The organism is Bradyrhizobium sp. USDA 4532, from assembly GCF_024171315.1.
GTDB lineage: Bacteria > Pseudomonadota > Alphaproteobacteria > Rhizobiales > Xanthobacteraceae > Bradyrhizobium > Bradyrhizobium australafricanum.
Map to the genome: position 1 here is coordinate 4855806 of NZ_JALJZN010000001.1, position 21782 is coordinate 4877587.

Here is a 21782-nt window from a genome sequence, read left to right on the forward strand (position 1 = left end):
AGCCGTCAGCGCTGCGCTTCGGCGCGCAGATAGTCCACAAGTTGCTTGGCCGCCCGCGGCAGCGCCTTGAAGCTGCGCGCGCAGATCGTCAGCCGGCGGTTGGCCCAGGCGTCGCGGATCCTTATCGTCGTGATCGGCATCGACGCCGCGCAGCGCCGCGCCGCGGTCTCCGGGATCACGGCGATGCCGACATCGGCGGCGACCATCTGGCAGATCGCGTCGAAGCCGCGCAGGCGGGCGCGGAAGCGCAGCCGCGCCCCGAGCTTTGCGGCATGCCGCGAGATATGAACCTGCAGCGCGGATGTTGCCGTGAGGCCGACGAAATCGCGGCCGACCACTTCCTGGAAGTCTATCTGGCGGCGGCCGCCGAGATCGCCGCGCCGCGACGCCACCAGCATCAAGCGGTCCTCGCTGAACAGGAAGCGCTCGACGCTGTCGGGCAGCGCGTGCTCCGCGGCGAAGCCGAGATCGGCGGCGCCGCTGGCGATCGCGGTCGCGATATCGGTGCTCTCGCGCTCCTCGACATCGACGCTGATATCGGGATGCTCGTGCAGGAAGGCCGCGAGCGCGCGCGGCAGATGCTCCGACAGGCCCGAGGTGTTGGCGAGCAGCAGCACGTTGGCGCGCACGCCGCTGGCATAGGCGGCGAGATCGCTTTGCAGCGCCTCGACATTGTGGATCACGATGCGGGCGTGGCCGAGCAAGCTCTCGCCCGCCGCAGTAAGTTCGACGCCGCGGCGGCCGCGCTTGAGCAGCGCGACGCCGAGCGCTTCCTCGAGGCCCTTGATCCGCTCGCTGGCCGAAGCCAGCGCAAGGTTCGCGCGCGCCGCGCCCTGGGTGATGCTGCGCGCATCGGAAACCGCGATGAACAATTGCAAATCGGTCAGGTCGAACCGCATGACGTTTCCCACCCCATACCTTCGGGTCGTCCGAAGGCTAACTCCGTAACCTCCAGATTGTGCCGTTCGCATCGATCGGTCAATGTGCCGCCATGGTCGACCATCTCCTGATCTTCATCGCTTTCGCCTTCCTGCTCGCCGGCTTCGTCAAGGGGACGCTCGGCCTCGGCCTGCCGACGGTCGCGATGGGGCTGCTCGCAACCACGATGGCGCCGGGCCAGGCGATTGCTATCGTGATCGTGCCGGCGATCGTCACCAATATCTGGCAGACCTTCGTCGGCCCCTATCTGCGCGACATCATCAAGCGGCTGTGGCCGTTGATGCTCGGCACCGTGGCGGGCATCTGGATCAATGCCGGGCTGCTGACCGGGCCTTACGCGGCCTACGGCACCGTCGTGCTGGGCGTGCTGCTGGTGATCTACGCGATCGTCGGCCTGAGCAGGTTCAGCTTCAAGATCGCGCAGCGCGACGAGAAATGGATCGGCGGCATCGTCGGCGTCATCACCGGGCTGATCTCGGCGGCGACCGGCGTTCAGGTCATCCCCTCGATGCCGTTCATGCAGGCGATCGGCATGGAGAAGGACGAACTGGTGCAGGCGCTCGGCGTGTTCTTCACCACTGCGACCGTGGCGCTCGCGTTCAACCTCACGGCATCGGGCCTGCTGACGGCAGCCACCGCACTGCCCGGCGCGGTCGCGATGGCGGCGTCGTTCACCGGCATGTTCATCGGCCAGGCGGTTCGCACACGGATGCACCCCGAGGTGTTCCGCCGCTGGTTCCTGATCGCGATGATCCTGCTCGGCATCTATCTCGCCGGCAGCGCACTGCTCAAGATCCACGGCTAGAGCGGCAAAGCGAGAGCCTCAAGGCGCGAGCTAGCGCGCCTCCAGCGTCGCGACGCGGACGCCGAGATAGATGAAGAGCGCGCCGAGCGAGCGGTTGATCCACGCGATTACGCCGGCCGATTGCCTGATACGGCCGGCAGCCCGCGCCGCGAAGGCCGCAAGACCAAGGCACCACAGCGTGCCGCCGGTGATGAAGATCAGCCCGAGCACCAGGAAGGCGAGCGTCTTGTGCGGCGAATCGGCCGCCACGAATTGCGGCAGGAAAGCCAGGAAGAACAGCGCCACCTTGGGGTTGAGGATATTGGTCAGCGCCCCCTGCCAGAACACACGCGAGATCGAGGTCTCGCCGCCCTGCCCCGTGATGTCAGCGACTGGCCTGGCGCGCGCCAGCAGCATCTGCAGACCGGTCAGCACCAGATAGGCCGCGCCGACCAGCTTGACGGCCAGGAACGCGGTCGACGACGCCATCAGCAGCGCCGACAGCCCGATCGCCGCACCCAGCACATGAACCAGGCAGCCGCAGCTGATTCCCATCGCCGCAGCGGCTCCGCCGCGCCATCCGAGCTGAATCGTGCGCCCGATGATATAGGCGGTATCCGGCCCCGGTGTGACGTTGAGCAGCAGGCCGGACAGGACAAACAGCCAAAGTTCGTGAATTCCCAGCATGGCAGTGAGATTAACCTATGCAAGTAACCGCCCGGAAAGGATGATCAGCCAGCCGGCGCCATCCCAGCGACACACGAATTCAGTAGAGAAACCACTGTACGATCCGTTGGTCGCATGCCAATTCCTGCTACTATGCATTATAGGTGCCTGCAAACCGGGCTTCCGCCGGACCCGGCCTGTCTTGTAAGTATCGGATTCGGTCACCTCGGCTAAGTGGCCATTCCAGGGCACAGGAGACATGGAAAGACGGCTCGCTGCCATTCTTTGCGCTGACATCGCCGGCTATTCCCGCATGATGGGTGCCGACGAGGCGGGGACGCATGCCTCGTTCAAGGCGCACCGCAGCGCGATTTACCCGATCATCCTCAACCATGGCGGCCGAATCGTCAAAAACACCGGCGATGGCTTCCTCTTGGAATTTCCGAGCATCATCGGCGCGATCGAGGCCGCCGTCGCGATGCAGACCCTGATGGCCGAGCGCAACGAACATTTGCCGGCCGACCGCGCCATGCACTTCCGGATGGGCGTCCACATGGGCGACGTGATGGCCGACGAGGACGAGGTGTTCGGCGACGACGTCAACATCGCAGTCCGTCTCGAGACGGTCGCAACGCCCGGCGGCATCGCGGTGTCGGACAAGGCCCGCACCGAAGCGGGACGGCGGCTTGCCGTCACCCTCGTCGACGCCGGCCCGCACCGCTTCAAGAACATCGCCGAGCCGGTCAATGTCTGGACCTGGGCGCCGGCCGGATCCGATGCCCAGGAGCAGGTTCCGGACGACGGCCCGCATCTGCCGGGGCAATACCGGACCGCAATCGTCGGCGTGCTGCCGTTCGACAATCTGAGCGGCGGCGCCGACGAATATTTCTCGGACGGCCTGACCGAGGACCTGATCCACGCGCTGTCGCTGCAATCCTTCTACCGCGTGCTGAGCCGCAACTCGACCTTCGCCTACAAGGGCAAGAACGTCTCGACGCGGCTGATCGCGCGCGAGATCGACGCGACCTATCTGATCCAGGGTTCGGTACGGCGCGCCGGCAACAAGATCCGCGTCTCCGCCGAGCTGATCGCGCCCGAGAAGGGCGAGCAGCTGTGGACCGGCCGCTATGACCGCGACATGGGCGACCTGTTCGCGATGCAGGACGAGATCACCGCGAATCTCTCCGCCGCCGTCGCGCAGGAGATCTATCGCGCCGAAGCATCGGCACCGGCGCGCTCGCCGAACGCCGAACTGACGGCGTGGGATCGCTTCCTGAAGGGGCTGTCGCACTACTACCAGCAGACCAAGGACGATTGCGAAACCGCGATCGCGCTGTTCAAGGAAGCGATCGAGCTCGACCCCGCGCTGTCGATCGCGCGCGCCTATCTGGCGCTGATTCAGATCCAGAGCATCCAGTTCGGCTGGATTCCGAGCACGCGCGAATTGTGGGCCTCGTCGGTCAGCCTGGCCGAGAGCAGCGTGCGGCTCGACCCGCGCTCCTCGTTCGCGTTTTCGCTGCTGGCCTATCTGCACGCGATGCAGGGCCATTACGAAGCCGCGATGGACGCCATCAAGCGGGCGATCGAGCTCAACCCCTACGACATGGGCGCGCGCGGCGTGCTGGGAATCTGCCACATGGTGATCGGCGATCATCGCAAGGCGGTCGATCTGTTCTCGACGGCGGTCCAGCGCGGCAACAGCGACCCGCGCTACCAATGGGCCGCGCTGAACGCATTCAGCCATTATCTGCTCGGGCAATATGACGCGTCGCTGTCGTGGTCGCGCGAGGGGCTGTATCTGAACCCGAACCATCTGCAGTGCCTTGCGGTGCGCACCGCAGCGCTCGCCCAGCTCGGCCGCGCCGACGAGGCCGCGCAGGCGGCCGAGGCCCTGCTCGCCAACCATCCCGAGCTGACGGTCGAGCGTCACTTGCGCAATTTCCACTGGAAGAACCCGGCCGACATCGCGCATTATCGCGACGGCCTCTTGAAAGCCGGGCTGCCGTTCGGCAAACTCGCTCTGGTTGCATCCACCTCGAAATTCGCCATCGACTCCTGAGCGAATTCATCCACCGGTAATGGATGCTTTTTAAGCTGACGCTTTTCAGGATGTGGTTTGATGTCCGATACGGCTGCAAGCGCGGCGCCCGCCCCGCAGATTTCTCCTGACAATCCCTGCCCGTTCCTGCGGGCGCTCGTCGCCGGCAACTATGTCGGCGGCCATATCGTGCCGCTGCCTGAACTGACCGGGACCATCGGGCGCGCAACCGGCAAGACCGGGTTCGAGGGATTCACCGCGCGGGCGAAGATCTTCATGGTGGCGCAGATCGCCAACGGCCTCGGTCCTTTCAGCCAGCTGCGCAGCCTGTTCCAGGGCGCCATTCTCGACGCGTTACGCAACGGCCCGCTCGACAAGCACGGCGCCGGCTCGCGCATCCTCGACCAGCACGCGGTGGTCCATGAGGACGAGATCGCGCGGCTCGCGACCTTCGGCAGCGACCACAAGGCACCCGACGGCAGCGTCGAACGCGGGCTGTCGGCCGCCGAGATCAAGACCTTCATGGCGGCGAACTTCCAGCGCGCCAAGGACGAGCATCCGCCGTCCTACGGCATCCTGCACTGCTACTATCCGCTCCTGATGCTAGGCGAGTGGCCGGTGCTGCTCGACATCATGGGCAAGGGCGAAGGCAAGGACCGCTATCTCAGCGTCGCCGAGGTCAGGACGCTGTTCGTGGACAAGCGCTTTCCTGACCGGATCGTCGCGCTGCTACAACGCTAGATTTTTGTTGGACGCGTTTTCTTCACGCGAACCGGTTTCCCCTTCGCTCGAAACGCCATGTTTCACTTGAACAGCGGCGTGCCCGGCACGAACGCATCGAACGCCGCCCAGAATTGGCCGCGGTAGCGGTCCTGCTCCTGCAGGATTTCGTGCTTGGAGCCGGCGATCACGAGATGCGAGCCGGCGCGCAAGTGATAGGCGAACTCCTCGATCGCGGCCGTCGACACCACCTCGTCATTGCTCGCCGCCAGCATCAGAATCGGCTGGCGGATTTCGGACGGATACGAAGTGCCGCGGAAGGTGCGCATCGCGGTGAACGCGGTGTCGGCCCAAGCGATCGTCGGCGCCGCGATGCCGAGCGTCGGGTCTTCTTCCAGGATCGCGGCGTTGCGGGCATGGCGCACCGGATCGCTGGTGACGGGATTGCCGATGAAGGGCGCGAGGCCGACCAGTTCGTCGCTGCCGCCGGGAACATAGCGGCCGCCCTGCCCGGCCAGCCGCATGATCCGAAGCAGCGCGCTCGGGAAGAACGACACGCGGCGGCGCGGCAGGTCGATCATCGGCGCCGACAGCACCATGCGGTCGAACCAGCGCTTGCCGGCATGCGCGAGGCGCAGCATCACCGCACCGCCCATCGAATGCGCCAGCGCGAAATAGGGCGGCGGGCAATCCGGCAGCACCACCTGCTGCACGAAGGTCTCGACGTCGACCTCGTAGTCGGCGAAGTCGCGCACATAGCCCTTGCGGGGATCGCGCAGCCGGCGCGACGAGTGGCCCTGCCCGCGCCAGTCGATCATCGCCACCGCAAAGCCACGGTCGCGCAGATCGCGCACGGTCTCGAAATATTTTTCGATCATCTCGCCGCGCCCGCCGAACACGCAGACCGTGCCCTTGCGGCCGGGCGGCGGCGCCCAGCGCGCAAAGCGCAGCTCGGCCCCGTCTGGTGTCTTGATGGTACCACTGACAACGTCGTCCGGAACCGGGTTGGCGGGAATCGAGACGAGCGTCATGAAGGGGACCGGAGTGGTGAGACAGGGTGGAGATCAAGGACGCCGGCGCCGAAAAATGCGACGCGGTTTCCGCCTCTTGAACGCGACGTGACCCCTCCCATATCATTTCCGTGCAGGCCGCTACCAGTGCTTCGGAACCGAAACATCAGGCTGCACACATCTAAGCCCGGCCCGATGGCGGGCGGGTAACTGAAACAGTCGCTCAATGGAGGACTATTCCTATGCGTAGCTACGACCTCACTCCGTTCTATCGTTCCACCGTCGGCTTCGACCGCCTCTTCAACCTGCTCGATCAGGTGACCTCGGACGGCAGCCCCGGCTATCCCCCCTACAACATCGAGCGCACCGGCGAGAATGCTTACCGGATCAGCGTTGCGGTCTCCGGCTTCTCGCAGGCCGAGCTTTCGATCGTCGCGAAGGAGAACACGCTGACGATCAAGGGCGAGAAAACCGCCAACGAGAACTCCGGCAACGGCGCCGAAGTGCTCTATCGCGGCATCGCCTCCCGCGCCTTCGAGCGCGTCTTCCAGCTTGCCGACTTCGTGCAGGTGAAGAACGCTTCACTCGAGAACGGTCTGCTCCACGTCGATCTCGTCCGCGAGATTCCCGAGGCCAAGAAGCCCCGCAGCATTCCGATCGGCGGCGGCGAGAAGGCTCCGCAGGTCGTTGACGGCTCGGCCGGCAAGGTCGCCGCCTAAGCAACAAACCCCGCGTCAGCAGATATTGGCTGATCGCGAAAACGCCCCGGGAAACCGGGGCGTTTTTTGTTGCCGGTAACCGCTACTCCAATCCCTGCACCTTGGGCATTGCCTGGGTCGGCAGGATCGCGGGAGCGGGCGCCGGCGGCGGCGCACCCTGACCGACGGTCGGAGCCTCGGCTTGCTGGACGGCTTGCTGCGCAGCCTGGGCCTCGGCCGGCTTCGGGGCTGCGGCCTGCTCGGCCGTCGCGGGTGCAGCTGCCTGGGCAGGCTGCGGCGTGGCCGCCTGCGGGACGGCGACCTGGGCCGCCGGGGCGGGAGCCTGGGCTGCCGCCGGCGCTTGGGCTGCCGCCGGAGCCTGGGTCGCCGGAACCTGAGCCGCCGGAATATGGGCTTTGGCCCCCAGCGGGTTCCGCTTCGGCACCGGCACGCGGCTGGCGACATGCGGGATGGGGAGTGGCGGGCGCGGCACCCGGGCCTGGATCGGCCGCGGCATCGGCCCGACGGGACCGTCGGTCGCGCTCATTTCCTCTTCGTAATTGTCGCCGAGCCGGGAGGCCGGCGTGAAGCGGATGATGTGGCCGTCGCGGGCATCGATCACCAGCCTGCCGTCGTCGCCGCCCTGGTCGATCACCGAGATCGTGTAGACGAACCCGCGCTGTCGGGGCGCGCCAAGCGGCAGATAGCCGTTCTCGCGGAGCACGGTATAGACCTCGACCGGCGGCAACAGGCTCGGGACCCGGCCAAAGCGCGGCGGCGGCGGAACCTCGGGCATGGCGGCATAGGGCCCGTCCATGTCGGATACCCTGACCAGAAGCGGGCTGCCGATCCGGGCGGACGTCGCCAGCTGGGCCTCGGCCGAGGCTGCGCTGAGCGCGAGGGCGGCGGCAGCAACCGAACCTGTGAACAACTTCATCGCCGTAACTCCTGTCTGCCCCGCCCTGGAGCGTTTCCGCTCTCTTGCCGGCTTGCCCGGGGCAAAACTTCAGTTTCAAATTCGGCGGTCCTTGGTCCCTCCTTGGGCCAGATCACGGCGTGTTTGCTTCGAATCGGGGGCGCCCCATGCCCGCCGAGCCGTTCGATCCGAGCATGCGGGCGAGGACTTCCTCGCGCTTGTGTGATAGACAAAAATTTGGCAAGGTCTAAGTTAGGACAGTAAAGCTGTCTCAATTTCGAGGCCATCCCGGCATAGGGATTGCAACGAGACCTCGGCGCCCCGAGCTCCGAGAATGCTGCAGGCAGGGCCGTCCCTCAGGGGACGTTGAAACGCCCGTCGTCTGAATTTAGGAAAATGCGGCTCGCGGCGGACGAGCGGTGGCCCGGTGGGTGCCGCAACGTCCAAGGTGCGCCAAATACGGTGGGGCCCTTACGAAAGGGAGAGGACACATGAGCGGGTCGGAATTCGAGCGCGAAAACATCGTGGCAGGAACGCTGTCGGCGACCGCGGACTCGAAAGCCGCCGAGCCCGCGCGTGAGTTGCATACTTGGCGCCCCGAAGCCGAGGGCCTGTACGATCCCAGCTTGGAAAAGGACTCCTGCGGCGTCGGCTTCATCGCCAACATCAAGGGCCAGAAGTCGCACCAGATCGTCTCCGACGCGCTAAACATCCTGTGCAACCTCGAGCATCGCGGCGCCGTCGGCGCCGACCCGCGCGCCGGTGACGGCGCCGGCATCCTGGTGCAGATCCCGCACGCCTTCTTCGCGCGCAAGACCGCGGAGCTCGGCTTCAAGCTGCCGCAGCCCGGCGAATACGCCATCGGCGCGCTGTTCATGCCGCGCGATGCCGCGTGGCGGAACGTGATCAAGAGCATCATCGCCGACGAGATCAAGAACGAGGGCTTCAAGCTGCTCGGCTGGCGCGATGTGCCCAGTGACAATTCATCGCTCGGCGTCACCGTGAAGCCGACCGAGCCCTACCACATGCAGGTCTTCATCGGCCGCAATGGTGCGGCCAAGACCGAGGACGATTTCGAGCGCCACCTCTACATCCTGCGCAAGTCGATCTCGCAGGCGATCTATCAGCGCCGCGACCGCGGCATGGCGGGCTACTATCCGTGCTCGCTGTCGTGCCGCACCGTGATCTACAAGGGCATGTTCCTCGCCGACCAGCTCGGCAAGTACTATCCCGACCTGCATGAGGCCGACTTCGACAGCGCGCTGGCGCTGGTGCATCAACGCTTCTCGACCAACACCTTCCCGACCTGGTCGCTGGCGCATCCCTACCGGATGATCGCCCATAACGGCGAGATCAACACGCTGCGCGGCAACGTCAACTGGATGGCGGCGCGGCAGGCTTCGGTGCATTCGGAGCTCTACGGCAAGGACATCAGCCGCCTGTGGCCGATCTCCTATGAAGGCCAGAGCGACACCGCCTGCTTCGACAACGCGCTCGAATTCCTGGTGCAGGGCGGCTACTCGCTGCCGCACGCCGTGATGATGATGATTCCGGAAGCGTGGGCCGGCAATCCCCTGATGGATGAGCAACGCCGCGCGTTCTACGAATATCATGCCGCGCTGATGGAGCCGTGGGACGGCCCGGCCGCAATCGCCTTCACCGACGGCCGCAAGATCGGCGCCACGCTCGATCGCAACGGCCTGCGCCCGGCGCGCTACCTCGTCACCAAGGACGACCGCATCGTGATGGCGTCCGAAATGGGCGTGCTGAAGATTCCGGAGGACCAGATCGTCACCAAGTGGCGGCTGCAACCCGGCAAGATGCTGCTCGTCGACCTCGAGCAGGGCCGCCTGATTCCCGACGACGAGATCAAGGCCGACCTCGCCAAGAGCCATCCCTACAGCGACTGGCTGCATCGCACCCAGATCCAGCTCGAGGAGCTGCCGGATGCGCCGGCCAAGGGCGTGCGCTCCAACCTGCCGCTGCTCGATCGGCAGCAGGCGTTCGGCTACAGCCAGGAAGACATCGCGATCCTGATGACGCCGATGGCGGCCACCGGCGAGGAAGCCGCCGGCTCGATGGGCAACGACACGCCGATCTCGGCGCTGTCGGACAGGCCGAAGCAGTTGTTCACCTACTTCAAGCAGAACTTCGCGCAGGTGACGAACCCGCCGATCGACCCGATCCGCGAGGAAATCGTCATGAGCCTCGTCTCGATCATCGGGCCGCGGCCGAACCTGTTCGACCTGCAGGGCGTCGCCTCGACCAAGCGCCTCGAGGTGCGGCAGCCGATCCTGACCGACGCGGATCTCGAAAAGATCCGTTCGATCTCCGACGTCGCCGAGACCCACTTCAAGTCGCGCACGCTCGACACCACCTTCCACGCCGGCTTCGGCGCGGCGGGCATGGAGCAGGTGCTCGACGAGCTCTGCGCACGCGCCGAGGGCGCGGTGCGCGAGGGCATCAACATCATCATCCTGTCGGACCGCATGACCGGCACCGACCGGATTCCGATCCCGTCGCTGCTGGCCTGCGCCGCCGTGCATCATCACCTGATCCGCACCGGCCTGCGCACCTCGGTCGGCCTCGTCGTGGAATCCGGTGAGCCGCGCGAGGTGCATCACTTCGCCTGCCTCGCCGGCTACGGCGCCGAAGCGATCAACCCCTATCTCGCGTTCGAAACCATCCTCGCGATGAAGGACCGGCTGCCCGGCGCGCTCGACGATTACGAGATCGTCAAGCGCTACATCAAGTCGATCGGCAAGGGCCTGCTCAAGGTGATGTCCAAGATGGGCATCTCGACCTACCAGTCCTATTGCGGCGCGCAGATTTTCGACGCGGTCGGCCTGAAGGCGGACTTCGTCGCCAAGTATTTCGCCGGCACCCACACCCGAATCGAGGGCGTCGGCCTCGGCGAAATCGCCGAGGAGACCGTGCGGCGTCATACCGACGCGTTCGGCGACGGCCAGATCTACAAAAGCGCGCTCGATGTCGGCGGCGAATATGCCTACCGCACCCGTGGCGAGGACCACGCCTGGACCGCGGAATCGGTCTCGACGCTGCAGCATGCCGTGCGTGGCAATTCGCAGGAGCGCTACCGGGCGTTCGCCAAGATCCTCAACGAGCAGTCCGAGCGTCTCTTGACGCTGCGCGGCCTGTTCCGGATCAAGAGCGCCGAGGACGACAAGCGCAAGCCGGTCAAGCTCGAGGACGTCGAGCCGGCCAAGGACATCGTCAAGCGGTTCTCGACCGGCGCGATGTCGTTCGGCTCGATCTCGCGCGAGGCGCACACCACGCTCGCGATCGCGATGAACCGGATCGGCGGCAAGTCGAACACCGGCGAAGGCGGCGAGGAGTCCGACCGCTTCAAGCCGATGCCCAACGGCGACAGCATGCGCTCGGCGATCAAGCAGGTCGCCTCGGGCCGGTTCGGCGTGACGACGGAATACCTCGTCAACTCCGACATGATGCAGATCAAGATGGCGCAGGGCGCGAAGCCCGGCGAAGGCGGCCAGTTGCCCGGCCACAAGGTCGACGCGACGATCGCCCGCGTCCGGCATTCGACGCCGGGCGTCGGCCTGATCTCGCCGCCGCCGCATCACGACATCTACTCGATCGAAGACCTCGCCCAGCTGATCTACGACCTCAAGAACGTCAATCCGGACGGCCAGGTCTCGGTGAAGCTGGTGTCCGAGGTCGGCGTCGGCACGGTTGCCGCCGGTGTCGCCAAGGCGCGCGCCGACCATGTCACGATCGCGGGCTTCGAGGGCGGCACCGGTGCCTCGCCGCTGACCTCGATCAAGCATGCCGGCTCGCCGTGGGAGATCGGTCTTGCCGAGACCCATCAGACGCTGGTGCGCCAGCAGCTGCGCAGCCGCATCGCGGTCCAGGTCGATGGCGGCTTCCGCACCGGCCGTGACGTCGTGATCGGCGCGCTGCTCGGGGCCGACGAGTTCGGCTTCGCCACCGCCCCCCTGATCGCGGCGGGCTGCATCATGATGCGCAAGTGCCACCTCAACACCTGCCCGGTCGGCGTCGCGACCCAGGATCCGGTGCTGCGCAAGCGCTTCACCGGCCAGCCCGAGCACGTCATCAACTACTTCTTCTTCGTCGCCGAGGAAGTCCGCGAGATCATGGCGCAGCTCGGCTACAAGACGTTCGACGAGATGGTCGGCCAGGTCCAGATGCTGGACCAGACCGCGCTGGTCTCGCATTGGAAGGCCAAGGGCCTCGATTTCTCCAAGCTGTTCGTGCGGCAGAAGGAGGAGAAGGGCCAGACGATCTATCACTCGGAGAGCCAGAACCATCATCTGGAAGCCGTGCTCGACCGCCGGCTGATCGAGAAGGCGCAGGCCGCGCTCGATCGCGGCGCCCCGGTCAAGATCGAGGAAGAGATCAACAACACCGACCGTTCCGCCGGCGCGATGCTGTCGGGCGCGGTGGCCAAGATCTACGGCCATGCCGGCCTGCCGCTCGACACCATCCATGTCGGCCTGAAGGGCACGGCGGGACAGGCGTTCGGCGCCTGGCTCGCCAAGGGCGTCACCTTCGAGCTCGAGGGTGAAGGCAACGACTATGTCGGCAAGGGCCTCTCGGGCGGCTGCATCATCGTCAAGCCGCCGAAGATCTCCGGCATCGTGCCGGAAGAGTCGATCATCGTCGGCAACACCGTGATGTACGGCGCGATCGCGGGCGAGTGCTACTTCCGCGGCATCGCCGGCGAGCGCTTCGCGGTGCGCAACTCCGGCGCGGTCGCGGTCGTCGAGGGCGCCGGCGATCATTGCTGCGAATACATGACCGGCGGCATCGTCGTGGTGCTCGGCAAGACCGGACGCAACTTCGCGGCCGGCATGTCCGGCGGCATCGCCTATGTGCTGGACGAGGCCGGCGACTTCGACAAGCTGTGCAATCTTTCGATGGTCGAACTCGAGCCGGTGCTGTCGGAGGAGATGATCAACGCCGACACCTACCACCACTCCGGCGATCTCGAGGCGCATGGCCGGGTCGACGTGTTCCAGAACCTGCTCGACTCCGACGTGGAGCGGCTGCACGTCCTGATCACGCGTCACGCCAAGCTGACGGGTTCGAAGAAGGCGGCGGAGATCCTCGCCGACTGGAAGAGCTGGCTGCCGAAATTCCGCAAGGTGATGCCGGTGGAGTACCGCCGCGCGCTGAAGGAAATGAAGGCGAACGCCGACGCCGAGCCGAAGATCGCGATCGGCGCGTAGGGTTCATCACGCGTCATTCCGGGGCGCGCAAGGCGCGAACCCGGAATCTCGCAAGGCAACTTCAAGGTTCCGGGTCTGCGCCTTCGGCGCAGCCCGGAATGACGGAACAACTGAGATGCAGGGGCATCGGGTTTCAATGGGTAAGATCACAGGTTTTCTCGAGATCGAGCGGCATGACCGCAAGTACGAGCCGGTCGCCGATCGACTCAAGAACTTCAGGGAATTCGTCATTCCGCTGAGCGAGAAGGACACGCGCGACCAGGCTGCGCGCTGCATGAATTGCGGCATCCCCTATTGCCACGGCACCGGCTCGACCGCGCCGGGCACGCCGGGCTGCCCGGTCAACAACCAGATCCCCGATTTCAACGATCTCGTCTATCAGGGCAACTGGGAAGAAGCCTCGCGCAACCTGCACTCGACCAACAATTTCCCCGAATTCACCGGCCGCATCTGCCCGGCGCCGTGCGAGGCGTCCTGCACGCTCAACATCGACGACAACCCAGTCACCATCAAGACCATCGAATGCGCGATCGTCGACCGCGCCTGGGACAATGGCTGGCTGAAGCCGGAGATCGCTGCCGTTAAGACTGGCAAGAAGGTCGCCGTGATCGGCTCGGGTCCCGCCGGCATGGCCGCCGCGCAGCAGCTCGCGCGCGCCGGCCACGAGGTGCATGTCTACGAGAAGTTCGCCAAGGCCGGCGGCCTGCTGCGCTACGGCATTCCCGACTTCAAGATGGAGAAGGGCATCATCGATCGCCGCGTGGCGCAGATGGAAGCCGAGGGCGTCACCTTCCACTACGGCAAGGCCGTGGGCGGCTCGACGCCCGGTGCGATCGATCCGCAAGAGCTCGCCAAGCAGTATGACGCCGTGGCGCTGACCGGCGGCGCGGAAGCTCCGCGCGACCTGCCGATTCCCGGCCGCGAGCTTTCCGGCATCCACTTCGCGATGGACTTCCTGCCGCAGCAGAACCGCCGCGTCTCCGGCGAGCCGCTGAACGGTGCCGCCGACATCCTCGCCGGCGGCAAGCATGTCGTCGTGATCGGCGGCGGCGATACCGGCTCGGACTGCATCGGCACCTCCTTCCGGCAAGGCGCAAAGTCGGTGACCCAGCTCGAGATCATGCCGGCGCCGCCCGAGCACGAGAACAAGGGCGTGACCTGGCCGAACTGGCCGCTGAAGATGCGCACGTCGTCGAGCCAGGCCGAAGGCGCGGTGCGCGAATTCGCCGTGCTGACGACCAAGTTCGAAGGCGTCGACGGCAAGGTGACGAAGCTGCATTGCGTCAAGGTCGACGATAAGTTCAAGCCGCTGCCCGGCACCGAGTTCACGCTCGACGCCGAGCTCGTGCTGCTGGCGATGGGCTTCGTCCATCCGGTGCACGAAGGGCTGCTCAAGACGCTGGGCGTCGAGCTCGATCAGCGAGGCAACGTCCGCGCCTCTCTGCACGACTACCAGACCTCGCGCGCGAAGATCTTCTCAGCCGGCGACATGCGCCGCGGCCAGTCGCTGGTGGTCTGGGCGATCCGCGAAGGCCGCCTGTGCGCGCGCTCGATCGACACCTTCCTGATGGGGAAGACCGATCTGCCGGGGTAAGCGCGTCAACCGCCACGCCACTGCACCCACACACTGAACTGTCATCGCCCGCGAAAGCGGGCGATCCAGTATTCCAGAGACGTCAAGGCTTGAACGGACAGGCCGCGGCGTACTGGGTGCCCCGCGTTCGCGGAGCACGACACCTCATTTGAGATGCGACTCGCGCATCCTCACCGCTAATTCTGCACCCGCACGCCGAGCATCACCACCGTCGACGCCGAGCTCTGTCCCGGCTGATTGGAATCCAGCCAGTTCCGGCTCAGCGTGCCCTTGATCCATAGGCTGCGGCTCAGCTTGTAGATCAGGTCGCCCGACAACGCGTAGATCTTGTCGGTGCGGTTATCGCCCTGGTAATCGAGCGTGCCGTAGGTGAACTTGCCGATGCCGGTCAGCCAGCGGCGGAAGTCGTGATCGACCTCGACGGTGTAGGTGCGTGACAGCACGCCCGAGGTGCCGGGCAGCGTGGTCTCGCCGATCTGGGTGTCGGAATAGAACTTTGCCGTGGTCAGCGGCGTCGCGGTCCAGGTCAGCGAGGCCGTTGTGAGCAGGCCTTCGAGTCGGCTAAGCCGCGGGTCGACATAGTCGCGCATGGCATAGCCGATCGAGATCTCACCGAACAACAGCCGGGTGAACTCAAACGACGTACCGACCTTCGCGTAACCGCCCGACGAATTGCGCGCGTAACCGTTGCGGTCGAGATAGAGATCGTGGAAGCGGCTGTCGCCCTCGACTTCGACAAAGGGCTTCACGGCCGGATTGAGCTCATAGCTGACGCGGCCGACGCCACCGTATTGGGTGAAGTTGCGGTCGTCGTTCGACGAAGAGGTGCCGTCGGTGAGCTTCGACCATTGGTAGTCGGTGCGGTCGACGGTGCCGCCGAGCGAAACCTGCATGCGGTTGAAATGCTGGTCGATGCCGAAGGTGCCGCCGACCGTGGTGTAGATCGGATATCTGGCGAGGCCGGCCTGCACGTTCGGGCTGCCGGGATTGTCGGTCGAGACCAGCAGGCGGGCCTGCCCCAGCAGATGCGTGTCCTTGGTGACGTCGAGACGGCCGTCGATATGGCCGGTGAAGTTCGGACGGTCGATGTCGAGCGGCGCCGACAGCGGCGTGCCGTCGGCGTTCGGCGTCAGCCCGGAGCCATAGCCGTTGAAGGAGCCGCGCAAATCGGCGACGACGGCGTGACGCTCCCAGTCGGAGACCGCGAGGAATTCCGGCGCGACCATGTAGAACGCCCTGCCCTGCGGCGAGTAGAGCCGGCCCGGATTGGTGTCGTAGCCGGCCATCGCCTCGACCGCGGTCTTGACCATGAACGAGCCGGCGTAGTCGCCGACCGCGCCGAACGGATCGTCGTCGATCTTGAGCCGCTTGCGCGGCGGCTGGCCGACGATGGTGCCGGCCATCGCCGGCGGCAGCGGCGTCTTGTTGGCGGTCTCCGAGGGCGGGATCGACAGCCGCAGCTGCCCCGTGGCGTTCAATGGCACCGGCGTCGGCGGCGGCGAGCCGGGTCCCGCCGGCGGCTTCGGTTTGGCCTGACCCGGGTAGTATTTCGGCTTCTGGCGTTTGCGGTTGAGCGAGTCATAGCCCGACGTCGAGGCGCCGTTCGCCGCGGGGAGCCCGTAGGTCGGGACCTGCCCGATCCGCGTCGTCGATGTTGATGTCGATGAGGACGAGGAGGAACGGCGTTCGCGATCGGCGTCGGGCAGCCTCAGGCCGTTGAGCGGATCCATGGCGTCGGCCGTGGTCCGGCGCAGCGGCGAATCCTGCGTGATCACCTGGCTCTGGCGATTGGGGCTGAACAGATCGGGCGTCACGGTCTGGGCCGCGGCGAACCCGGTGGTCACGGTCAGCGCCAGGACGGTCACGGCAGGGCATGGCAAAACCGCGCGGACGAGGCGTCCACGCCGGTCTTGGCCGCTTGCTGGCCGCCGCAACACGATGGAAAAACTCCAACGAATTCACATACTTGTCGGACGAACTCCACCGGGCGGCGGAAAACGTCGTTAATGGAGTTAAAACAATTATGGTTAATGAGCCGTTGAGGATCGGCCGCCGCGCGTCGCATCGCGGAATCGAACGTGCTAAGGGAGACGCCCGGGTGCAAAACCCTCCCTTGGAATCCTAAATGGCCAAACCGAAACCGCTGATGACCAAATCATCCGGCCCCGATGACGGCGCCGCTCAATCGGCGCTCCGCACCCTTGATGCCGAAGCAAGCGGCGTCGCAGCCCTCTCCGCGGCACTGAAGTCCGACCTCGGCGCGCCGTTCGCCGCCGCGTCCGAGTTGATCGGCAATGCCAAGGGACGGCTGATCGTCACCGGGCTCGGCAAGTCCGGCCATATCGGGCGCAAGATCGCCGCGACCTTTGCCTCGACCGGCACGCCGGCGTTCTTCGTGCACGCCGCCGAAGCGAGTCATGGCGATCTCGGCATGATCACGATCGATGACGTGATCCTGGCGCTGTCATGGTCCGGCGAGCAGCCGGAGATGCGCAACCTGATCGCCTATGCCGCCCGCTTCGGCATTCCGCTGATCGCGATGACGGCCGACAAGGACTCGACGCTGAGCAAGGCCGCCGACGTGCAGCTGACGCTGCCGAAGGCCCGCGAGGCCTGCCCGCACAATCTGGCGCCGACCACGTCCTCGCTGATGATGCTGGCGCTCGGCGATGCGCTGGCGATCGCGCTGCTCGAGGGCCGCGGCTTCACCTCGACCGATTTCAGCGTGCTGCATCCGGGCGGCAAGCTCGGCGCGCTCCTGAAATATGCCCGCGACCTGATGCATGGCGGCGACGCGCTGCCGCTGAAGCCGCTCGGCACCAAGATGTCGGATGCGCTGGTCGAGATGACCTCCAAGGGTTTTGGCTGCGTCGGCATCGTCGACCGCCACGGCCATCTCGTCGGCATCGTCACCGACGGCGATCTGCGCCGGCAGATGCGCCCCGACCTTTTGACGCTGTCGGTCGACGAGGTCATGACGAGGACGCCGAAGACGATCAGCCGCGACACGCTGGCCGGCGAAGTGCTGGAACTGCTCAACGCCTCGAAGATCACGACGCTGATCGTGACCGATGCGAAGAAGCCGGTCGGCATCATCCATCTGCACGATCTGCTGCGGGCGGGCGTGGCGTAGAGCCGCGCTTTCTTCCGTCATTGCGAGCGAAGCGAAGCAATCCATCTCTCCTCGCGCGGAGACATGGATTGCTTCGTCGCTTTGCTCCTCGCAATGACAACTATGCTGGAAATCTTGCCGCGGTTTCCTCCAGCGGCAGGGCCAGCGCGTTGCCGAGGTAGGAGACCGTGCGGTAGAAGCCGCACAAGAGGATGATCTCCAGGATCTGGTCCTCATCGTAATGCGCCAACAGCGCCGCGAATTCCGCGTCATCCAGCGTCGCGCGGACATGCAGCGCGTCGACTGCCGCGATCATTGCCTGTTCGGCCTGCGACCAGCAGCCGGCATCGGCCGCACCGCGCACGGTGGCGTGGACCTGCTGCTCCGTCAGTTCGGCGGCCGCGCCGAACGCCGTGACGTGGACGCCCCATTCATATTCGCAGGCATTGAGCGCACAGGTGCGGTCGATCACGATCTCCCGCGCCCGCAAGGGAAGCGGCCCGCGGTCCAATAAGCTGCCGCCGCGAAACTTCTCCCAGGCGCGCGGATGGCCGGCCATCACGCGGAACAGTACCAGCGGTGGCTTGCCGCGCATGATGCGATCGAAATGCTGTTGAACGTCCACCGGATAGGGCGGATCGAGCGGCGCGAGGCGTGACATGGGCTGATCCCGTTGCTACATTTAATGTAGCGACATGCTACAATATCTGTAGCGATTCGCAAGAGGAATTCGAAAGGAATTCGCGACATGCCGAAGCAGGGCCCAGTCACAAGACCCGGCGTCCGCGGCTCGCGGACCGGCCGCCCGATCATGGCGCTGCTCGATCTATTGGGACGGCGCTGGACCTTGCGCATCATCTGGGAGCTGCGCGAGGGCGCGCTGACCTCGCGCGCGCTGCGCACGGCCTGCGACGAGGCCTCGCCGACGATCCTGCAGACGCGATTGACGGAGCTGCGCGAGGCCGGCTTCGTCGAGCTGACGGAGGATGGTTACGGCCTCACCGCGCTCGGCCGCGAGCTATTTGCGACATTCACGCCGCTCAACCGCTTCGCCGAGCGCTGGAGCAAGCAGGGCGGCAGCTAGACCTCGGCGGCCGTCAGTGTGTAGCCCGCATGAGCGGAGCGACATGCGGGACCGGTTTCCCCGGGTATCGCGGAGCCTGTCATCGGGCGCGCATGCGCGCGACCCGTTGGCTCACCCGGGCTACGGATTACTCGCCCGAAGCAGCATCCGACGCTCGGGGCCGAGTCGTCGTCGATGGCTCAGGCCAGACTAAGCGATCGCCACCGTCAGGCTGGCGCCGTCGGCGCGGACGACCTTCACCCGGCTGCCGGCCGGCGCATCGGGGCCGGCGACGCGCCACACCGTATCGTCGATCCGCACCGTGCCTGAACCGTCAACGATCGGCTTCTCCAGCGTGAATTCGCGGCCGACCAGGGCTTCGTTGCGGCGGTTGAGGAAGGGATTGGTCTTGCTTGCCGCCGTCGCGCCCTTCGCGAAATGCCGCCATGCCGGCACCGCCAGGGCGGCAAACACTGCGAACATCAAGAGCTGTATCTGCCAGGACGGCGTGAAGGCGAACGACAGCAGGCCGACCAGCAGTGCCGCGAGCCCGAGCCAGAACAGGAACACCCCGGGCGCCACAAGCTCCAGCGCCATCAGGATGAAGCCGAAGATCAGCCAGTTCCAGGTACCCAATGTCGAAAACATCTCGGCCATGACGTGACCTCTACCATTGCGGGCGCGACGCCGTCACGCCCTCACCGCTGCGGCGGCACCGGAGGCGGCGCCGTCGGGCCGGCCGGCGGCACCGAACCGCCGCGCCGTGCTGCGGCCGTAGCGGACGCCGCGCTCTCGCCGAAGGTGGCGCGGGCGATCTCGCCGATGCCAGCCAGAGAGCCGAGCACACTCGAGGTCTCGATCGGCAGCATGAGGACCTTCTGGTTCGGCGATTCCGCGAGCTGGCCGAACGCCTTGATATACTTGTCGGCGATGAAATAGTTCAGCGCGGCGACGTCGCCCTTGGCGATCGATTCCGACACCATCTGGGTCGCCTTGGCCTCGGCCTCGGCAAGCCGTTCGCGCGCCTCGGCGTCGCGGAAGGCGGCCTCGCGGCGGCCCTCGGCCTGCAGGATCTGACCCTGCTTGGCGCCCTCGGCGCGCAGGATTTCGGATTGCCGCTGGCCCTCGGCCTGCAAAATGTCGGCGCGCTTGACGCGCTCGGCCTTCATCTGCCGGCCCATCGCCTCGACGAGGTCGGCCGGCGGCACGATGTCCTTGATCTCGATGCGGTTGACCTTGACGCCCCACGGCGACACCGCGGCGTCGACCACGCGCAGCAGCCGCTCGTTGATCTCGTCGCGATGCGACAGCACCTGATCGAGATCCATCGAGCCCATCACCGAGCGGATATTGGTCATGGTCAGGACGGTGATCGCCTGGTTGAGATTGGCGACCTCGTAGCTCGCCTTGGCGGCATCGAACACCTGGTAGAACGCGACACCGTCCACCGTCACGGTGGCGTTGTCCTTGGTGATCACCTCCTGCTCGGGGATGTCGATCACCTGCTCCATCATGTTGATCTTGCGCCCGATGCGATCGAAATAGGGCACGATCAGATTGAGGCCGGGCGACAGCGTGCGGGTGTATTTGCCGAACCGCTCGATGGTCCAGTCAAAACCCTGCGGAACGGTCTTGATCCCGGCGAACAGCGTAACGATGACGAGAAGAACAAACGCGATCGCGAAAACGTCGAAGCCAGTCATAAAGTCCTCCAGGGCCGGCGAGACCGTCGCCAGTCACGGCGTGCATTGGTCGGCAGGACCGCTCCGCCGGTTCAGCCGGCTGTTGTTCTCCCTAGCACATAGGAAGCTGCTGTCGGATGACCAGATGCCAACGAATGCCCGTGCCCGGTGTCACGGATCGTTAACAATCAGATCCAGCCTTGTTAAATTCAGCCTTGTTAGATCCAACCTTGCAGCTCGCGCAGCACGAGCTGGCGGATCACGTCCATGCCGCCGTCGCTGTCGTTGAGGCAGGGGATTGCCGCAAACTGCTCGCCGCCATTGTGCCGGAAGATCTCGGCATTCTCCTGCGCGATCTCCTCTAGGGTCTCCAGGCAATCGGCGGAGAAGCCGGGCGTGACCACGGCAATGCGCCGCACGCCGTCCCTGGCCAGCTTCTCGACCGTCTTGTCGGTATAGGGCTGCAGCCACTCGGCCTTGCCGAAGCGTGACTGGAAGGTGAGGATCAGCTTGTCGGCATCGAGCCCGAGCCGCTTGCGCAGCGCATTGGTCGTGGCGATGCATTGCGCCTGATACGGATCGCCCTTGTCGACATACTCCTTCGGCATGCCGTGGAACGACGCGACGATGATCTCGGGGTGGAACGGCAATGTCGCGAGGTGCGCATTGATCGAGACCGCAAGCGCCTCGATGTAGTCGGGATCGTCGTAGTAAGGCGGCGTCACCCGCAGGATCGGCTGCGCGCGCATGCCGGCCAGCACGCGAAACGCCTCATCGCAGACCGTCGCCGACGTCGCGGCGGAATATTGCGGATAGAGCGGCACCACCAGCAGCCGGCCGCAGCCCTGCGCCGCCAGCGCCTCGATGCGCTGCTTGATCGAGGGGTTGCCGTAGCGCATCGCCCAGTCGACCACGACGTGGTCGTGATCGGCGATCGCCTCCGCCAGCTTGTCGGCCTGCGAGCGCGTGATGGTCTTCAGCGGCGACTCGTTCTTCTCGGTGTTCCAGATCTTCAGATAGTCGCGCGCCTTGCGGGCCGGACGGACCCGCAGGATGATGCCGTTGAGGATCAGCTTCCAGAGCAGGCCCTGATCCTCGATCACCCGCGGATCGGACAGAAATTCCTTGAGATAGACCCGCACGCCGGCGGCATCCGCCGTATCGGGCGTGCCGAGATTGACCAGCAGCACGCCGACGCGTTCCGGCTTCGGCGCCGCGGCAGACTTCGCGCTCTCGAAGGGGATCACCGTGCTCATGATGGCCTTGCGCTTGATATCCTTCGCCTGGGAGCTTTGGGCTTCGCGCGTTGCTCCAACCTTGTCAAGCCGAGTG

Annotated in this window: 17 protein-coding genes; 8 read left to right on the forward strand and 9 right to left on the reverse strand. The window is 65.7% G+C overall.

Going from position 1 to position 21782, the window contains the following annotated elements:
* Positions 1-5 precede the first annotated feature (5 nt).
* A complete protein-coding gene (locus J2R76_RS22225; RefSeq protein WP_076827672.1) occupies positions 6-899 on the reverse strand; it encodes a LysR family transcriptional regulator in 894 nt (297 codons plus the stop codon).
* A 92-nt stretch (positions 900-991) separates the two neighbouring features.
* Between J2R76_RS22225 and J2R76_RS22230 the strand changes: the two genes are divergently transcribed.
* Positions 992-1744 (forward strand): sulfite exporter TauE/SafE family protein, encoded by a 753-nt coding sequence (locus J2R76_RS22230; RefSeq protein ID WP_057016255.1) that lies wholly within the window; start codon positions 992-994, stop codon positions 1742-1744.
* A 30-nt stretch (positions 1745-1774) separates the two neighbouring features.
* On the opposite strand, the gene J2R76_RS22235 is transcribed toward J2R76_RS22230, so the two are convergent.
* Complete coding sequence (locus tag J2R76_RS22235) at positions 1775-2410, reverse strand: LysE family translocator (RefSeq protein WP_253624945.1); 636 nt, start codon at positions 2408-2410, stop codon at positions 1775-1777.
* A gap of 238 nt (positions 2411-2648) precedes the next feature.
* On the opposite strand from J2R76_RS22235, the gene J2R76_RS22240 reads away from it, so the two are divergent.
* Both J2R76_RS22240 and J2R76_RS22245 read left to right on the forward strand, forming a co-directional pair.
* Positions 2649-4448, forward strand: coding sequence for an adenylate/guanylate cyclase domain-containing protein (locus J2R76_RS22240; protein WP_028341341.1), 1800 nt, complete (start codon positions 2649-2651; stop codon positions 4446-4448).
* A 60-nt stretch (positions 4449-4508) separates the two neighbouring features.
* Positions 4509-5168 carry a hypothetical protein gene (locus tag J2R76_RS22245; protein ID WP_168857879.1) on the forward strand — a complete coding sequence of 220 codons (660 nt, stop codon included), beginning with the start codon at positions 4509-4511 and terminating at the stop codon, positions 5166-5168.
* A gap of 62 nt (positions 5169-5230) precedes the next feature.
* On the opposite strand, the gene J2R76_RS22250 is transcribed toward J2R76_RS22245, so the two are convergent.
* Positions 5231-6178: an alpha/beta fold hydrolase gene (locus tag J2R76_RS22250; protein ID WP_057016251.1), complete on the reverse strand. Its 948-nt coding sequence runs from the start codon at positions 6176-6178 to the stop codon at positions 5231-5233.
* A 221-nt stretch (positions 6179-6399) separates the two neighbouring features.
* Here J2R76_RS22250 and J2R76_RS22255 point away from each other — a divergent pair, with 221 nt between their 5' ends.
* Positions 6400-6876 carry an Hsp20 family protein gene (locus J2R76_RS22255; RefSeq protein WP_076827682.1) on the forward strand — a complete coding sequence of 159 codons (477 nt, stop codon included), beginning with the start codon at positions 6400-6402 and terminating at the stop codon, positions 6874-6876.
* Positions 6877-6958: 82 nt separating this feature from the next.
* Here J2R76_RS22255 and J2R76_RS22260 read toward each other — a convergent pair whose 3' ends face one another.
* Positions 6959-7792: a hypothetical protein gene (locus tag J2R76_RS22260; protein WP_253624946.1), complete on the reverse strand. Its 834-nt coding sequence runs from the start codon at positions 7790-7792 to the stop codon at positions 6959-6961.
* 470 nt (positions 7793-8262) lie between these two features.
* Between J2R76_RS22260 and gltB the strand changes: the two genes are divergently transcribed.
* Together gltB and J2R76_RS22270 are read left to right on the forward strand one after the other, a co-directional pair.
* Positions 8263-12999, forward strand: coding sequence for a glutamate synthase large subunit (gene gltB, locus J2R76_RS22265; protein WP_057016248.1), 4737 nt, complete (start codon positions 8263-8265; stop codon positions 12997-12999).
* 136 nt (positions 13000-13135) lie between these two features.
* Complete coding sequence (locus tag J2R76_RS22270) at positions 13136-14593, forward strand: glutamate synthase subunit beta (protein WP_168857876.1); 1458 nt, start codon at positions 13136-13138, stop codon at positions 14591-14593.
* 176 nt (positions 14594-14769) lie between these two features.
* Here the strand turns inward: J2R76_RS22270 and J2R76_RS22275 are convergent, their stop codons facing one another.
* Entirely contained in the window at positions 14770-16473 is a 1704-nt protein-coding gene (locus J2R76_RS22275; RefSeq protein ID WP_256521236.1) for an outer membrane beta-barrel protein, read from the reverse strand.
* 245 nt (positions 16474-16718) lie between these two features.
* On the opposite strand from J2R76_RS22275, the gene J2R76_RS22280 reads away from it, so the two are divergent.
* On the forward strand, positions 16719-17726 hold the full coding sequence (locus J2R76_RS22280; protein ID WP_253624948.1) for an SIS domain-containing protein: 1008 nt from the start codon (positions 16719-16721) through the stop codon (positions 17724-17726).
* 100 nt (positions 17727-17826) lie between these two features.
* Here J2R76_RS22280 and J2R76_RS22285 read toward each other — a convergent pair whose 3' ends face one another.
* On the reverse strand, positions 17827-18366 hold the full coding sequence (locus J2R76_RS22285) for a carboxymuconolactone decarboxylase family protein (RefSeq protein WP_253624949.1): 540 nt from the start codon (positions 18364-18366) through the stop codon (positions 17827-17829).
* 87 nt (positions 18367-18453) lie between these two features.
* Between J2R76_RS22285 and J2R76_RS22290 the strand changes: the two genes are divergently transcribed.
* Positions 18454-18789: a helix-turn-helix domain-containing protein gene (locus tag J2R76_RS22290; protein WP_168857872.1), complete on the forward strand. Its 336-nt coding sequence runs from the start codon at positions 18454-18456 to the stop codon at positions 18787-18789.
* A gap of 189 nt (positions 18790-18978) precedes the next feature.
* On the opposite strand, the gene J2R76_RS22295 is transcribed toward J2R76_RS22290, so the two are convergent.
* The 3 genes from J2R76_RS22295 to hemH form a co-directional block, all read right to left on the reverse strand.
* Positions 18979-19425: an NfeD family protein gene (locus J2R76_RS22295; RefSeq protein WP_057016243.1), complete on the reverse strand. Its 447-nt coding sequence runs from the start codon at positions 19423-19425 to the stop codon at positions 18979-18981.
* A 41-nt stretch (positions 19426-19466) separates the two neighbouring features.
* Entirely contained in the window at positions 19467-20471 is a 1005-nt protein-coding gene (locus J2R76_RS22300) for an SPFH domain-containing protein (RefSeq protein WP_076827695.1), read from the reverse strand.
* A gap of 197 nt (positions 20472-20668) precedes the next feature.
* Positions 20669-21706 carry a ferrochelatase gene (gene hemH, locus J2R76_RS22305; RefSeq protein ID WP_253624950.1) on the reverse strand — a complete coding sequence of 346 codons (1038 nt, stop codon included), beginning with the start codon at positions 21704-21706 and terminating at the stop codon, positions 20669-20671.
* Positions 21707-21782: the final 76 nt, after the last annotated feature.